This is a genomic window from Gimesia fumaroli (assembly GCF_007754425.1).
Lineage (GTDB): Bacteria > Planctomycetota > Planctomycetia > Planctomycetales > Planctomycetaceae > Gimesia > Gimesia fumaroli.
On the sequence record NZ_CP037452.1, the window covers coordinates 1,252,448 to 1,268,269 of the forward strand.

General features: G+C 51.3%; 13 protein-coding genes. 12 read left to right on the forward strand and 1 reads right to left on the reverse strand.

Annotated elements, in window-relative coordinates; all coding sequences use genetic code 11:
• Positions 1-22: 22 nt before the first annotated feature.
• On the reverse strand, positions 23-1,270 hold the full coding sequence (locus Enr17x_RS04890; RefSeq protein WP_145306437.1) for a hypothetical protein: 1,248 nt from the start codon (positions 1,268-1,270) through the stop codon (positions 23-25).
• A 615-nt stretch (positions 1,271-1,885) separates the two neighbouring features.
• Between Enr17x_RS04890 and Enr17x_RS04895 the strand changes: the two genes are divergently transcribed.
• The 12 genes from Enr17x_RS04895 (at position 1,886) to Enr17x_RS04950 (ending at position 15,737) form a co-directional block, all read left to right on the forward strand.
• Positions 1,886-2,875, forward strand: coding sequence for a LysR family transcriptional regulator (locus tag Enr17x_RS04895; protein WP_145306439.1), 990 nt, complete (start codon positions 1,886-1,888; stop codon positions 2,873-2,875).
• A 267-nt stretch (positions 2,876-3,142) separates the two neighbouring features.
• Entirely contained in the window at positions 3,143-7,759 is a 4,617-nt protein-coding gene (gene gltB, locus Enr17x_RS04900) for a glutamate synthase large subunit (protein ID WP_198000971.1), read from the forward strand.
• A gap of 112 nt (positions 7,760-7,871) precedes the next feature.
• Complete coding sequence (locus Enr17x_RS04905) at positions 7,872-9,380, forward strand: glutamate synthase subunit beta (protein WP_145306441.1); 1,509 nt, start codon at positions 7,872-7,874, stop codon at positions 9,378-9,380.
• Positions 9,381-9,450: 70 nt separating this feature from the next.
• Complete coding sequence (locus Enr17x_RS04910) at positions 9,451-9,840, forward strand: hypothetical protein (RefSeq protein ID WP_145306443.1); 390 nt, start codon at positions 9,451-9,453, stop codon at positions 9,838-9,840.
• Between the two features lie 179 nt (positions 9,841-10,019).
• A complete protein-coding gene (locus Enr17x_RS04915) occupies positions 10,020-10,544 on the forward strand; it encodes a DUF5662 family protein (protein ID WP_232100952.1) in 525 nt (174 codons plus the stop codon).
• On the forward strand, positions 10,544-10,897 hold the full coding sequence (locus tag Enr17x_RS04920; RefSeq protein WP_145306445.1) for a hypothetical protein: 354 nt from the start codon (positions 10,544-10,546) through the stop codon (positions 10,895-10,897). Before Enr17x_RS04915 ends, Enr17x_RS04920 begins: the two co-directional genes overlap by 1 nt.
• The gene (locus tag Enr17x_RS04925; RefSeq protein ID WP_145306447.1) at positions 10,894-11,298 is read left to right on the forward strand and encodes a hypothetical protein; all 405 of its coding nucleotides are present in this window, start codon (positions 10,894-10,896) and stop codon (positions 11,296-11,298) included. The genes Enr17x_RS04920 and Enr17x_RS04925 overlap by 4 nt, the downstream gene beginning before the upstream one ends.
• Positions 11,299-11,408: 110 nt before the next feature.
• Complete coding sequence (locus Enr17x_RS04930) at positions 11,409-12,074, forward strand: dual specificity protein phosphatase family protein (RefSeq protein ID WP_198000972.1); 666 nt, start codon at positions 11,409-11,411, stop codon at positions 12,072-12,074.
• A 70-nt stretch (positions 12,075-12,144) separates the two neighbouring features.
• On the forward strand, positions 12,145-12,882 hold the full coding sequence (locus Enr17x_RS04935) for a carbon-nitrogen hydrolase family protein (RefSeq protein WP_145306451.1): 738 nt from the start codon (positions 12,145-12,147) through the stop codon (positions 12,880-12,882).
• 18 nt (positions 12,883-12,900) lie between these two features.
• Complete coding sequence (locus tag Enr17x_RS04940) at positions 12,901-13,662, forward strand: amidohydrolase family protein (protein ID WP_145306453.1); 762 nt, start codon at positions 12,901-12,903, stop codon at positions 13,660-13,662.
• Positions 13,663-14,318: 656 nt separating this feature from the next.
• The gene (locus Enr17x_RS04945) at positions 14,319-14,693 is read left to right on the forward strand and encodes a hypothetical protein (protein WP_145306455.1); all 375 of its coding nucleotides are present in this window, start codon (positions 14,319-14,321) and stop codon (positions 14,691-14,693) included.
• A 225-nt stretch (positions 14,694-14,918) separates the two neighbouring features.
• Entirely contained in the window at positions 14,919-15,737 is an 819-nt protein-coding gene (locus Enr17x_RS04950) for a DUF2314 domain-containing protein (RefSeq protein WP_198000973.1), read from the forward strand.
• Positions 15,738-15,822 lie beyond the last annotated feature (85 nt).

Here is a 15,822-nt window from a genome sequence, read left to right on the forward strand (position 1 = left end):
ACTTACTCAGTGGGCTCAACGTTTACTTTTTAAGTTCCACGGTAATCGAGCGGGTTTTGGGATCGACCTTGGTGGCCTTACCAAATTTGATTTTCTTGGCAAAGCCTTCGACGTCTGCGACAGGAGAGATCTGGAAGATCGTGGTTTCTCCTTCAACGGTCGGAACAACATTGATGTTGTCAGAATCGTCGGCGGATTGCAGGAGTTCCTCAATAATCGGGTCTTGCTCTGCATTCGACAGCTTTTTGGCGATCACGATGGTCACCATTGTGTTCGGGTCAGCAGGTTTGCTGTCCCCGAGACTGGGACCGCCGGGACCGCCCATCATTGGCTGACCACCTAACTGCATCATCATCATCGGGGCAAGCATGGCGACCGGTGCGAGGATCGGAGAAAGCTTTTTGTTAAATTCTTCCTCGGTTTTCGCGCTTTCCAGTTGAGCCAGAACATCATTGGTCTTCTTGAGTCCCGCCAGTGTCTGTTCTTTCTGAGCGGTTACTTTTTCCGGTGTGAGTTCGGCCAATTTCTTGTGGGCGTCTTCCATCTGGGATTGCCATTTGTCTGCCAGATTTTTAGGAATCCACTTTTCTTCGACCTTGACCATGACCTGTTCTTTCGGCTCTTCGCCAGGCGCTTCGATTTTAATTGTCGCGGTATCGCCTTCGGTGGAAACAACGCTGACTTTGGTCTGTTTCATCTTTTCGGAGAGACTCATTTCCCCTTCTTTTACAGGGATCAGGTCCGAGAAAACAACCACATCTTTTGCTACCTGATTACCGGTGGTAGAGAGAAACTTTCCGCCATCAAAGCTTTTCAGTTTATCCAGGCTGGAAATGTCGCTGTTGACGATTCCAGACAGGATGTTGACGGTGGGAGCCCAGTATTGCTCGACTTTCTCCTGGGGTACAGGCAGCCCCTGGATCATGGGGTTTTTGAGAATGTATTCTTTTTTGTCTTTCAGCAGCTTGGTCAGACGCTGGCCTGTTTGAAACGTGCCGTTATACATTTCCGGATCCATTTTTGTGGAAAACTCATGTACCAGGCCATTCACATCTTTCTGATAGGTGCCAGGTAGGAAATTCCAGACGGCTTGCATCTCCTGGTTATTAACGCCGTCGATCAATGCCTGCATTGATTCTGCCGGCCCCAATGGTTTGGCGGGCTGTCCTGCTTCTTGTGCGCCTTGTTCTGCCGGTTTTCCACAGCCAGTCAGTAACGGAAAGGTAAAGGCCAGAGCCAGCAGGGTGAGAAATGAGAGTGATTTCTTCATCAGAGTTCCTTTAGTTCGAGTGAAAGACAAAGACGGGATGTGAACAGGACCAACTGTATTCATTTGCAGTAGCAGACGTTGATCTTAACTTTGCATGGGCGAGTTGAGTAGGTTTGCGAATCGTTTTGTCTTTTCAGATTTCTAAATTGGTGTTTGTACATAAACTGAGTCCGATGTTTGAGATTCCTGTATTTTTCGCTGCTGTATTTCGACTCAGTTTATGACAAGCATAGTTCAAAAACAGAATTGAGCCCGCGCTTCCTGTGTACTATTAGCAAATTTAATACAGCCAACGTGTAAAATTAGTGATAGGATTAAAGAAAGTGCTCAGGGAAGGCTGTTTTTCCTCATTATTCACATCAGGTGATTCCAGATCGTTCCAAGGCTCGGGTTATTTTGGTCTGGCGTTTCAGAGAGTGGTGTCTGTGTAAGTATCTAATAATGTTGATCTTGCGTAAATCAGTATTCTCGTAAGGTTTACAGGGGGCGATTTTCAATCTGGCGTGCGCTTGACTTCCTGCGCCTTTGATCCCTACACTGTGCGGTATTCGAATTTGAAATACTTCAAACCGGCTATTATTAGTTTTCCTTATAAATAGGGCAGGTTTCACTTCCATGCATCTGCGTAATGCCGAGCTTTTCTGTGATGTCGTCGTGCAAGGCAGCTTTTCCAAAGCTGCTGAGGTTCGTCGTGTATCCCAGTCGGCAGCCAGTCAGGCCGTGCATGCACTGGAAAAGCGACTGGGGGCGCAACTGATTGACCGTTCCAAGCGTCCATTTGAACTGACACCGGCCGGTGCGATTTATTTTGATGGTTGCCAGCAGTTATTAAGGTCGTTCGAACAGGTTGAAGAGCGCGTACGACAGGCTGTCGGTCAAACCAAAAGCCGAGTGAGGATCGCTGCGATTTACTCAGTCGGATTAGCACAAATGCACGATTATGTAGAGCATTTTCAGTTTCTTTATCCGGATGTCATGATTACATTAGATTACCTGCATCCGGATGAAGTCTACCAGCGGGTTTGCGAAAACCAGGCCGAACTGGGTTTAGTCTCCTTTCCGAAGGAGGACAAAGATCTCACCAGCATTTTGTGGCAGGAACAGCCGATGGTTTTGGTGGTTCCTCCCAGTCATGAGCTGGCAGATCGGGGACAGTGTCCGGTCAGCGCCATTGAAGATGAGCCCTTTGTGGCATTCACATCAGAACTAGTCGTTCGACAAAAGATAGATCGCTGGTTACGAAAAGCTGGTGTTCACGTTCAGTTGATTCATGAGTTTGATAATATTGAAAACATTAAACGTGCCGTGGAAGCAGAAGCCGGCATTGCGATTCTGCCTTTGCCTACGGTGACGAAAGAAGTTCAGGATCAATCACTGAAAGTAGTGCACCTGGAAGAAGTCGAATGGTTTCGCCCGATTGGAATCATTCAAAGAAAACAGAAATCGACGCCCGATGTGGTATCGAAGTTCATAGAAGTCTTGCATGAAGACCCCGCGAATTTCTCTCACGCTCGCAGAGAATCGGCTGAGGTGAATGCATCGGACGGAGAGAAATCTTCGAACCGGGATGCGTTTTCATTCGGTCCTTTGATAGCGCGAGAGTAAATCGGTTGTTTCTCTGCAGGTATTTTTTCTTGGTCGGATGGATCCAGCGATTCTGAGTCAGGAGAAGACTCTCCAGTGAAGCGACTCAGAAGAATCGATAGTAGATCTTTGACAGAAAACGTTCCGGTGAACGCCGGTAAGAGTCAGGCCTTTGTCTCTCCAGGACAGGGTGCCAACAGGAAAACAAGAGTGCGACGTCTGTTCGCGATAACAGGATGCCAGACTGGCATCGATTTAGTTAAACATTAGTTTGAATGGTGAAGTAAGATGACGAGTCGAACCGTTCGACGTGGAATTGATTCCGAAAACAAAGCACGCAACTCCATTTTTCAAGTGGGACGTTTACCGGAAGCTCACGGGCTGTACGATCCGGAATTCGAGCACGATAGTTGTGGTGTCGGATTTGTCGCCCATATTAAAGGCGAGCGTTCGCACCAGATCGTGCTGGATGCCGACGAAATGCTGCGTCATATGACTCACCGTGGGGCATGTGGGTGCGAAGAAAATACCGGCGATGGTGCCGGAATTCTGGTTTCGATTCCGCATGATTTCCTGTCCCGGGTTGTCAAGCAGGACCTGGGTCTGGATCTGCCTGAGCAGGGCAATTACGGCATGGGGGTTGTATTTTTACCGACCGATGCCGCCCAGCGGGAGCATTGTAAAAAGGTCGTCACCGAAACCGTTCAGAATCAGGGACTGGTTGTCTTGGGCTGGCGTGAATTGCCAGTCAGCCCGGAAAAGGCCGACATCGGACCTTCTGCGCTGCGGGCGATGCCACACATGGAGCAGGTCTTTATCTCGACTCCTAACGGCAAGATCGCTGATCAGGAACATCTGGAACGCCAGCTGTATATCATTTTGAAGTCATCCAGCCGACAGTTGCGTGAAGGCAGCCTGCCTCAAGGGTTGATGTTCTACTTCTGCTCGCTCTCCAGTAAGGTCGTCGTTTACAAAGGGATGCTCACTCCCGATCAGGTGATGCCCTTCTATCCGGACTTGCAGGCAGAAGACTTCACCAGCCATCTGGCGATGGTTCACTCCCGCTTCTCCACAAACACGTTCCCCAGTTGGGACCGTGCTCAGCCATGCCGCTTCATGGCTCATAACGGAGAGATCAATACATTGCGCGGAAACGCCAACTGGATGTATGCCCGACAGGGGATGATGTCCAGCGACCTGTTCGGGGCCGATCTGAAGAAGTTGTTCCCGATCATTGAGCCGCACTGTTCGGACTCCGGAAACTTTGACAATGCGTTGGAACTGCTGTTGATGTCAGGCCGTCCTTTACCGGAAGTCATGATGATGATGATTCCCGAAGCCTGGCAGAACCATCATTCCATTTCGGTCGCGAAGCGTGCCTTCTATGAATATCACTCGGCCCTGCAGGAACCGTGGGACGGGCCGGCGTCTGTCTCCTTCACCGATGGTCAGTGTATCGGCGCTGTGCTGGACCGAAACGGTCTACGCCCCAGCCGTTATTATGTCACTCACGATGACCGGGTCATCATGGCCAGTGAAGTCGGCGTGTTGGAAGTTGATCCGAAAATCGTCAAAGAAAAAGGCCGCCTGCAACCGGGGAAAATGTTCCTCGTTGACTTTGAAGAAGGGCGCCTGATTCCCGATGAAGAGATCAAGCAAAAGTACGCGACAAAGCGGCCTTACCATGAATGGCTGCAGAATCAGCGAATTCATCTGAATGATCTTCCGCCCGCTGATGAAGTGGAAGAAGTTCCCACGTCTGAGCTGCTCGCTCGTTTGCAGGCATTCGGGTTTACTTTCGAAACTCTGAAGTTCATGTTGATTCCGTTGATCAAAGCCAAGAAAGATCCGATTGGCTCCATGGGCAACGATGCGGCATTGGCTTGTTTGAGTGATAAGTCTCGCTTGCTATATGATTACTTCCATCAGTTGTTTGCCCAGGTGACAAACCCGGCCATCGATTCGATTCGTGAAGAAGTCATCATGACGCTCGAGTGCTACATCGGTCCGGAAGGCAACCTGCTCGATTCTTCGGAAGAGCAGTGTAACCGGCTGTTGATTCCCGAACCGATCATCAGTAATGAAGAGTTGGCTGCGATCAAATCAATGGATTATCGTGGCTGGAAAAATAAGACCATCGATGTGACGTATCCCAAGTCAGAAGGGGAGGCCGGCTTCCGTGCCGCCCTGGATCGAATCCGGGAAGAAGCATCACAGGCGATTGCTGACGGATTCAGTCTGATCACACTGTCTGACCGTGCGGTGAGCCGGGATCGAATCGGTCTGCCGGCACTGATTTCCTGTGGTGCCATTCACCATCATCTGGTGCGTAACGAACAGCGAACCCAGATCGGAATCGTACTGGAAACAGGCGAAGCCCGCGAAGTGCATCATCACTGTCTGCTGTTTGGGTACGGTGCTGATGCCATCAATCCGTATATGGCATTTGAAGCGCTCTGGCATTCTCTGGAAGCAGGCGAGCTGGATGCTGCCAAGTGGGACCGGGACTCCATCGTCGCCGCTTATCGCAAAGGGGTTGGCAAAGGCATGCTGAAAGTGATGGCCAAAATGGGCATCTCAACGCTGCAAAGTTATAAGGGCGCCCAGATCTTCGAAGCCGTTGGTTTGAATAAGGAAATCATCGATACCTGTTTTGCTGGTACTGCCAGCCGAATCAAGGGGATCGGCTTTGATGTGGTTGCCAAAGAATGCGAAATGCGGCACGACATCGGTTATCCGCATCGGGAACAGCATCGCGTTCCCGGTCTGCCTAACCCCGGCGTGTATCATTGGCGCGCCAATGGCGAAAAGCATTCCTGGTCTCCGGAAAATATCGCCAATCTGCAGGCAGCTGCCAGTTCGGGTGACAAGAGTGCCTACAAGCAGTTTGCCAAAGCCGTTAACGAGCAGACGACGCGCGAATGTCACCTGCGTGGTTTGTTGAAATTTAAGCAACGCGAATCGATTCCGCTGGACGAAGTCGAACCAGTTACCGAAATCGTCAAACGTTTCTGTACCGGTGCGATGAGCTACGGTTCGATCTCAGCCGAATCGCATGAAGCACTGGCGGTTGCCATGAATCGTCTAGGCGGCAAGAGTAATACCGGTGAAGGGGGCGAAGATTATTCGCGCTTCAAGCCATTGGACAATGGCGACTCCAAACGGTCTGCCATCAAGCAGATCGCTTCCGGGCGTTTTGGTGTAACAAGTTGGTATCTGACCAACGCTGATGAACTGCAGATCAAGATTTCTCAAGGTGCCAAGCCGGGAGAAGGGGGTGAATTGCCCGGGCATAAGGTCAATAAGATCATTGCCTCGGTCCGTCACTCGACTCCGGGCGTGGGGTTGATCAGTCCGCCTCCGCACCACGACATTTATTCGATTGAAGACTTGTCGCAGTTGATCTACGACTTGAAGAATACGAACCCCTCCGCACGGATCAGCGTCAAGCTGGTTTCCGAAGTCGGCGTGGGTACGATTGCCTCAGGTGTAGCCAAAGGTCATGCAGATAATATTCTGATCTCGGGTGCGTCCGGTGGTACAGGGGCTTCTCCTTTGACCAGCGTCAAGCATGCCGGCCTGCCTTGGGAACTGGGGATTTCCGAAACGCACCAGACTCTGGTGATGAACGATCTCCGCAGCCGAGTCCGATTGCAGACTGATGGTCAGTTGAAAACGGGCCGTGATATTGTGGTTGGCTGTCTGTTGGGAGCCGAAGAATTCGGGTTCTCAACCGGTCCGCTGATTACGATGGGCTGTATCATGATGCGGAAGTGTCATCTCAATACCTGTCCTGTGGGAATTGCGACTCAGAATCCGGAACTCCGCAAGAAGTTTGCCGGTCAGCCGGAACACGTGGTGAATTACTTCTTCCTGTTGGCAGAAGAGGCCCGCGAACTGATGGCAGAACTGGGCTTCCGCACCATGGACGAAATGGTGGGCCGTAGCGACGTGCTGCAGCTGGATGAGGGCATCGCACACTGGAAAGCGAAGCACCTCGACCTGACACCAATTCTGAAACTGGCTGAAAAACCGCATCCGAATGTGGGCACCTATTGTACTCAGGATCAACAGCATGGTCTGGAAGTCGTTCTGGATAACGTGCTCATCGATCAGTGTCAGCCTGCGATAAAGAATCGTGAGTCGGTCGTGGTGGATGTGAAACTGAAGAATACAGATCGTACTTTCGGCACGATGCTCAGTCATGAAGTTTCGAAGCACCATGGGGCGGAGGGGCTGCCTGATGAGACGATCCACATCAACAGTAAAGGTTCCGCCGGACAAAGTCTGGGGGCCTGGCTGGCACACGGGATTACGATCGAACACGAAGGTGATGCGAACGACTATGTCGGTAAAGGTCTCAGTGGCGGTCGGATTATTATCTATCCGCCAGAAGGTTCTACCTTCGAGCCGGAAGACAACATTATCGTTGGTAACGTGAACCTCTATGGTGCGACCGAAGGGGACGTTTACATTCGCGGTCAGGCAGCCGAACGTTTCTGTGTGAGAAACTCGGGAGCGAAAGCTGTCGTCGAAGGCATCGGCGATCATGGTTGTGAATACATGACCGGCGGTCGTGCTGTGATTCTGGGAGAAACCGGCAGAAACTTTGCAGCCGGGATGTCGGGTGGTGTGGCTTATGTCTACGATCCCGAAGGATTGCTGCTTCAAAACTGCAACCTGGAAACTGTTGAACTGGAACAAGTGGAAGAGGCGGAAGATATCGCCGAACTGAAAACGCTGATTGACAATCATCGTAAGTTTACCGGTTCGACTGTCGCCAAGTCGATCATCGATAACTGGGACGCCGAGCTTGAGTTGTTCAAGAAAGTCATGCCTGTGGATTACAAACGGGCTTTGCTGGAAATGGCAGCTGAAGAGGCAGAAGCAGCTGCCAGCGTCTAGCAAAACAAATCGTTCCTGTCTGACCCGATCCGGGCGGCAGGAACGTCTTTCCGAGACAAGATTTCTTCATCAGAATCAAGAGCTAACACATTTTTAAGAGTGAGATAGAACTATGGGTAAGCCAACGGGCTTTATGGAATTTCCGCGAGAACTGGGTGCTGACAGAAAACCAGAATTGCGCATTCTTGACTGGAACGAATTTCACGATCACCTGACGGATGACGAACTCAGAAATCAGGGTGCCCGTTGCATGGATTGCGGCATTCCTTTTTGTCATACCGGAAAAACGCTGGCCGGCATGGCGTCGGGCTGCCCGATCAATAACCTGATTCCGGAATGGAACGACCACATCTATAACGGTCGCTGGCAGGAAGCGATTGACAGTCTGCACAAGACCAATAACTTCCCCGAGTTCACCGGCCGCGTCTGCCCGGCTCCCTGCGAAGGGGCCTGCGTACTGGGGATTCATGAGCCACCCGTAACAATCAAAAACATTGAGAATTCGATTATCGATCACGCCTTCGATCAGGGCTGGGTCGTGGCGAATCCTCCCGAAGTCCGCACCGGCAAGAAAGTCGCCGTTGTTGGTTCCGGTCCCGCTGGTCTGGCAGCTGCCGCTCAGCTCAATAATGCCGGTCACAGTGTTACCGTGTACGAACGTGACGACCGGATTGGCGGCCTGTTGATGTACGGGATTCCCAACATGAAGCTGGAAAAGTGGATTGTGCAACGTCGCGTGGATCTGCTGGCCGATGAAGGGGTCGAGTTTATCACGAATACTTCGATCGGCGTGGACATCACAGCCGACCAGTTGATGAAGGACTTCGATGCCGTCGTGCTCTGCACCGGAGCCACGAAGCCCCGCGATCTGCCGATTCCCGGACGTGATCTCAAAGGCGTGCATTTCGCGATGGAATATCTGTCAAAGAATACCAAAAGCCTGTTGGAATCCGGCCTGGAAAACACGCACTATCAGAATTCACCCGTGGAAAATTTCATCAATGCTGAAGGCAAGAAAGTTGTCGTCATCGGCGGTGGTGATACGGGGAATGACTGTCTGGGGACTGCACTGCGACAGAAATGTGAGAGTGTGATCAACCTGGAAATTGTGCCGCAGCCTCCCAATGAACGAGCAGCGAACAACCCCTGGCCTCAATGGCCGAAAATTTTCCGTGTGGACTACGGTCATGAAGAAGCGGCTGCTGTCTTAGGGAAAGATCCGCGGATGTTCCAGATGTCGACGGTCGAATTTGTTGGCGACGGTCAAGGCAACCTGCGGGCCATCAAGGTCTGCGAAGTCGACTGGTCCAAACCGGTCGAGAACGGCCCTCCGTTCAGCGTGGTTCCCGGTTCGGAACAGGAACTTGAATGCGATCTGGTCTTCCTGGCACTTGGTTTCTTAGGCCCCGAGCACATCATCAGTGAGCAGCTCAACCTGGAAACAGATGCCCGCTCGAACTTCAAAGCCGAGCATGAGCAGTACACGACCAATATCGAAGGCGTGTTCGCTGCCGGCGACTGCCGCCGAGGTCAGAGTCTGATCGTCTGGGCGATCAACGAAGGCCGCGGCGCTGCCCGTGAATGCGATCGCTATCTGATGGGAGCTACCGAACTGCCATAAGCGGCGGTTCGGACGTTAAACCTGTATTGTCGAATACACCAATCTGATTCTACGTCGAGGCCATTCCGGGATGTCCAGTGACAATTTTCAACCCGATCCCAAGCGGCCCGGACGAAATCAGTATGTCGGCTCATGGACGGAAACGAATTGTGGTGTTATTGATCTACCGCTGACGAAAGAATCGCTGATTCAGGTATTGCGCGGCGCGCTGGAGGGGGAGAAGTCGCCCTATACGCATCAGGAAATTGCCTGGTGGGCCGACAACTTTCACATGGCCCAGTTCGACTTTGAAAACCCGATCGACCCCGCAGTCGCCGACGTCGCCTTCGATCTGCACATGCAATGGCAAATGAATCTGGATAATTCCTACTCCCTGGAAGAGTTGCAGAGCCTGGATTTTTCGAAAGTCCAGTTGCCTGCTGAGTGGTTTTCCAAGTGGCTGGAGCAGTTGGAGTCTTAGTGCGTCACGAGTCATGGCATTGAGGTCGCAGATACGCAAACCGCATGATCCATTGAAAATGCAATCTGATCCAGAAAACATGCTGATATTTCCATGTTTGGTATGTAGTATGAACGTTGCAGCCGAAGTCAAATTGCGAACTCGTCATCAGTTGATCATAAGTTATAAAAGAGAAATCCTTGACCGATCCAACGCCGGAAATGATTACGTTTTATGAACGCCGGACGAGAGAGCATATCGAGCGGGTTCGTGGATGCCTGACCTTACTGGCTGCGGAGAGGGAGTGTGGCGCGGAATTGATCGAACGGGCGAAGGTGCATGATGCTTCCAAGTTTGGACCTGAGGAACGGGTGCCTTATATCTGGCTGACGGAATTTCATCGCTGTCGCTGGCGGAATCTTCCCTTCACCTATCCCGACGGGATGGAAGAAGCGGTGCAGCGCGCCATCCGGCATCATCTGACCAACAATCGGCACCATCCCGAATTCCATGCTGACCCGAATGAGATGACCGACGTGGACTTGATCGAGATGGTTTGCGACTGGACGGCAATGTCATTGGAATTCAATCAGGATGGCGGCAGCGCACGGGGCTGGGCGGAGAGGACGATCGGACATCGCGTGCCGTTTAATGATACGAAGACGCGGTTTGTGTTTGAGGTGATTGAGCAACTGGATCGGCTGAGGGGAGGGGAACTCCATTAATGAAAATTATGATTCTAGACCACTATGAATTTGAGTGCATCAGTTCGGAACAGTATCTGGTGATTGCTATCGCGAAATCGAATCAGTTTCACAATCTGGAGGCATTTTATAGTGCGACTGCAGAAACAGATCATTTTGTGTCTGGTCAGTTTCCATTCCAAACAGAGGGCATCGCCTTTCAGGATTACGAGTATTCGAGTTCCGTCAGTTATAATCTGGAACAATTTTTGGGCAGGGGACCTGGGGCACAGTCCAGAGTGATTGAAGTGATCGATAGTGAATGGAATGGGCAGGAGATTCTGATCGAGGAGAAGGGAACCTTTATTCGTTATGCCTGGGAGACCTCGGCATGAATTTTTGTCAGCTACTTCCTGCCTGGATTATCGTCTGTGCCGTTTGTGGAGCTGTAGTTGGCAACTGGTGTGGTGATGTTGAGCAGGGAATTTATTGGGGCACTATTATCGGGTGGACTCCGGTTGGCTTACTCTATGCTATCGTGATTTGGCATAATCAGTTTGTGGGTGATCAGCCAAAGTGCCGTTGTGGATCTAAGGATAAGTATGGTTTGGAATTTATGAGGAAGGATGTGGGATCACCGGTTCAAGATGAATTCGAGTGCCGGAGTTGCGGAAGACGATATCGATTCCGGAAAAATACTTTTTATGAGATTGCCTCTGATGGAAATGAAATTCCCTATGCAAAGCAGCGTGGACTTTTGCCCTGGAAATACTTAGATGATCAAGGATCCGATTAGTCCGAGTATGATTTATGAATAAAATGTTTGAGGAAGAGCGCATTCTGAAAGGACTTTTCTTAGAGCGTCTTAACAGAATGGGAGTTGATGATCGGCGGACGGATAGATTTATGAACTTTGGTTTTCTGATTCTAGCGATCGCATTTTTGTTGACGGCGACTGCGGTAATCCACCAGGGGTGGTGGTGGCTGCTGCTGTGGCCGGCGTTTAGTTTTGGGGTCGTGGCGGCGGGCTATTTTTATCTGGGGCCGCGTGTGTTTGGGAAATCGGAGCGCGGCCTGCTTGCACCGCTGAATCGGTTGATTCTGCTGCCGTATCTGTTGTATTTGAATGGCATCTGGTATTTGCTGAGGCTTGTCAGGCCGGAACCGGCAATCAATGCGCTGACAGAAACGATTTTCATCAGTCGGCGACTCTTGTCAAATGAGCTGCCGGAACAAATCGAACATGTGATTGATTTAACCTGTGAATTCAGTGAGCCAGAGGCGTTGCGATCGGGCGGTTATGATTGCTTTCCCGTGCTGGATCGCGCAGTTCCCACTGTGGAGGATCTGCGAATCTGGATTGAGAAAACGGCGGCGCTTGAGGGGCCACTTTTGATTCATTGTGCGGAAGGCCATGGTCGTACGGGGGTCTTTGCTTTAGCATTATTGATCTACACAGGGCATTCGAAGACTCCCGAAGCGGCACTTCAATTCATTCAAAGCAAACGGCCTCTGGTACGGCTAAGTCGAGAACAATGGCGAATCGTGCAGGAATTTAGTAAGACTATTTGATTCGAGATGGTATACTGTGTGTTGCCTTTCTTTTTAGCCTGTCCCGTTTCACTTTTTTGACTGGTAAAACATGAAAAAACAATTCACCGTTGCCGCCTGTCAGTTGTTTGATGTGCAGGATGATCTTGAGCGATCTCTGGAAGAGATTATCGACCAGGCAACGCATGCCGCGGAGCAGGGGGCGGCGCTCGTTTGCTTTTCCGAATGTTATCTGCAGGGTTATGTTGTGGACGAACGGCAGGCACGGCGGCGGGCCATTGATCTGGCATCAGTTCAGTTTTCCGAGATTCTCGAAAAGCTCAAGCCGATTCACCCGACGCTGGTGATTGGAATGATCGAAAAGGTAGAAGAGAGTCTGTATATCACGGCGGTGGTTGTGAAGCGAGGAATACTGCTGGGCCACTATCGTAAGAATCAGCTGGCTGCGGGTGAGCGACTGTTTGCAGCAGGCACGGAGACGCCAGTTTTTGAAGTGAACGGGCTGCGGTTCGGGATTAATATCTGTTTTGATCTTCAGTTTTCAGAGCGTGCGGCGGCGGTTGCGAACCAGGGAGCGGCGCTGGTGGTCTGTCCCTGTTACAATATGCTGCATCCGGAAAATGCGGAAACGTGGAAAGAGAAACACAACGCGATTCGCGCAGAACGAGCGCGGGAAACGGGGCTCTGGCTGCTTTCCTCCGACGTGACCGGCGAACGGGACGGACAGATTTCCTACGGACCGACGGCGGTGATTGATCCCGGCGGAGAAGTCGTGGCGCAGGTGCCTTTAATGGAGGAAGGACTGCTGGTGCATGAGATTTCGGTTTGAGTGTCAGGGACGAAAAAAATGATCGGAACGTTTCCCTTATTCGATACCCACTTTCATATCATTGATGATCGCTTTCCGCTGGTTCCCAATCAGGGATATCTGCCGGAGCCGTTTACGGTTGAAGATTACTCGCGACGGATGCAGGATTATAATTTGAGTGGCGGAGCCGTCGTGTCGGGTTCGTTTCAGGCGTTTGACCAGACGTATCTGATCGATGCCCTTAAGAAGCTCGGTCCTGGTTATGTGGGAGTCACCCAGGTGCCGGCTACGGTGACAGATGCAGAACTGCAGGAGCTTGACTCTGCCGGTGTACGTGCCCTGCGGTTCAATCTGAAGCGGGGCGGTTCAGAAGAGCTGTCGCAGTTAGATCGGATGGCGCAGCGGGTTTATGAGCTTGCCGGTTGGAATGTGGAACTCTATGTTGATTCGCGGGAACTGGATGAACTGGAACAGACTCTGTCAGCCTTACCTGCGGTGAGCATTGATCATCTGGGATTGTCACAGGTGGGGTTTTCGACATTACTGCGCCTGGCAGAACAGGGAGTGCGTGTGAAGGCAACCGGTTTTGGTCGGGTCGATTTTGATGTGCGGGGCGCGTTAAAGGATTTGTACTCTGCTAATCCCGAAGCTCTGATGTTTGGCACCGATGTGCCTTCCACCCGCGCACCGCGGCCTTATGAGGATGAGGATTTTTTGCTCGTTGCGGAAACTCTGGGAGCAGAAGCGGCTGGGAGAGTCTTTTCGGAGAACGCATTCGCGTTTTATCGCATACGTGACTGATGCGGGAATGAACTTTCAGAACGCCAATCGTGTCATGGTCGATACCGACAAGAGAGAGTTGATCCGACAGAGTTTTTGTACTGAGTGTTTTGTTCTCGTTTTATTATGATTAGAGCCTGTGAGTTTATTTGATAGCTATGTCCCGCAGCCACCTCTTCGGTGTCCGGTGTGTGATTCCCTCCTTGCAAACTGGCAAGGGAAAGATGGTCCTTGCCTGTTACTTACCTGGCAGCAGGGAGTGAGGTTTCCCATAGCGCACGAACTACCGGAAGAGAGTGTTGATGATTCAAAGTCATTTCTGGAAACTGCCTCCGAGGTTTGAATTTTATACTGATGGGTGCCGGTGTGATCGCCTGATCGAAGCCTATGGATTCTGTGAACGGGGGGTATGGTGTCGTACCGAGATCGTGACACATTTGAATTATCGACCTGGCTACACAACCAGTGAGCGGGAAGCGCATCGGTTTCGGAAAGAACTTCTACGTTGGGAGCGGGAGTCGCCGGACGAGTTATAGGAGGACGTACGAGCGTTTGATCACCTGGGGGGACTGAAACACCGAGGTCAGGGCACGTTGTTCGAACTGTGATTGACTGATTTTCGGGGATGGCTTATTGTGCACCCCCGGCGAGTCACTCATTTTCACAGGGAGGTCGAGATGTCAGTGAGTTTTCAGAAGTCTGGCTGGTTTATCCGAGGCATCATTGTTTTTTGTTTGACGTTGATGGTCTTTGTGGCAGGAGTGTTGATCCAGGGAGCCGATTTCGGAGGATCGGCCAGCGGTCGACTGGCCAACGGTCGTTCGGTGCAGGCACGCTCGGATGCCTGGTCTTTACAAACCCGGTTTTCAGGAGATACGGCGATGATTGATACCGCCGGTTACAAAATCGTGGTGGCGCCCCAGGAATTGAAAGTGGATGGCAAACCAGTCGCTAAGATTGACGCTGAGGTCAAAGCCGTCGATGTAAACGTGCAGGGTGGCACGGTGACGTTTCTGGCGAATGGGAAATCGGTCGGGACGTATCGGCGATAGGTTTTTTGATTCGCAAGTGCCAGTCAGGCACTCTGGTAAGAGCGCACCTCGCGATGTTTCCACAAAGTACATTGTTTGTGCTGTGCGCCAGCTTTCCCTTGAATTCCTTTTCTGTTGAGTTACGGACAGAAAGTCTGATTCCTGCTTGAGGTCCACAAATGTGTCCTGTCATAATGGGAGCCGGACCTGAATAGACATCTTGATTTCCCAGCAAAGGAACGGGCTATGAGTAACGAAGATAATATCGTGATGAATCAAGGCGATGACCCGGAGATGGAAGCCGCCAGCAAACAGGCACGAAAAACGTTTCGCTATTTCTGGCGGGAGATGTCGTGGGAATACCGTCGCATCATTCCCGGGCTGGATCTGGCTGCGGTCAAAGTCCCCTTTACTGATTTGGACGTCGCGCCCGGCGATCCTGATACCGAGCATATGTGGGTCAGCGAAATTCAATGTGACGGCAAAGAACTTATGGGAACCCTGCTCAATTCGCCGGCGTGGCTGACGAATATCAGTGCCGGTGATCCGGTTTGTGAACCCGTGTCCGAAATCAGCGACTGGATGTTTTCAATCCAAGGCAAAGTTTATGGTGCGTATACCGTGAACCTGCTCCGTTCGCGAATGTCTCCTCGAGAGAGGAAAGAGCACGATCAGGCCTGGGGGCTGGATTTCGGCGATCCGGAAGAGATTGAAGTGGTTTATGTCGAGCCTAAACAGACAGCGGGCTTCCTGGGTCTGTTTGGCAAGAAGTCGGTCATTGATCCCGAAGAACGACGTCGAGCCAAAATTGAGCATCCGATGAGTATCAACATGGGAGAATCACTCAAAGAGTCGCTGAAAGAGTCGAAAGAGATGTTGCATGCAACCGACGAAGATGGCTGGACGATGCTGCACCGTGATGCACTGGCAGGCAATGCGACGATTGTCAAAATCCTGCTGAAGCATGGCGCTGATAAAAATTTAAAAACCCCGGACGGCGATACGGCCTTGGATCTGGCCCGCATTTTTGGCTGGAAGCATGTGATCAAACTGCTTTCGGAGTGAGATATTGATTCGTCGATGACCGAAAACATTTTCAGGTACCTGAGTACTATAGAGTAATATTGACTTGAATAGATTAGAGGGAACT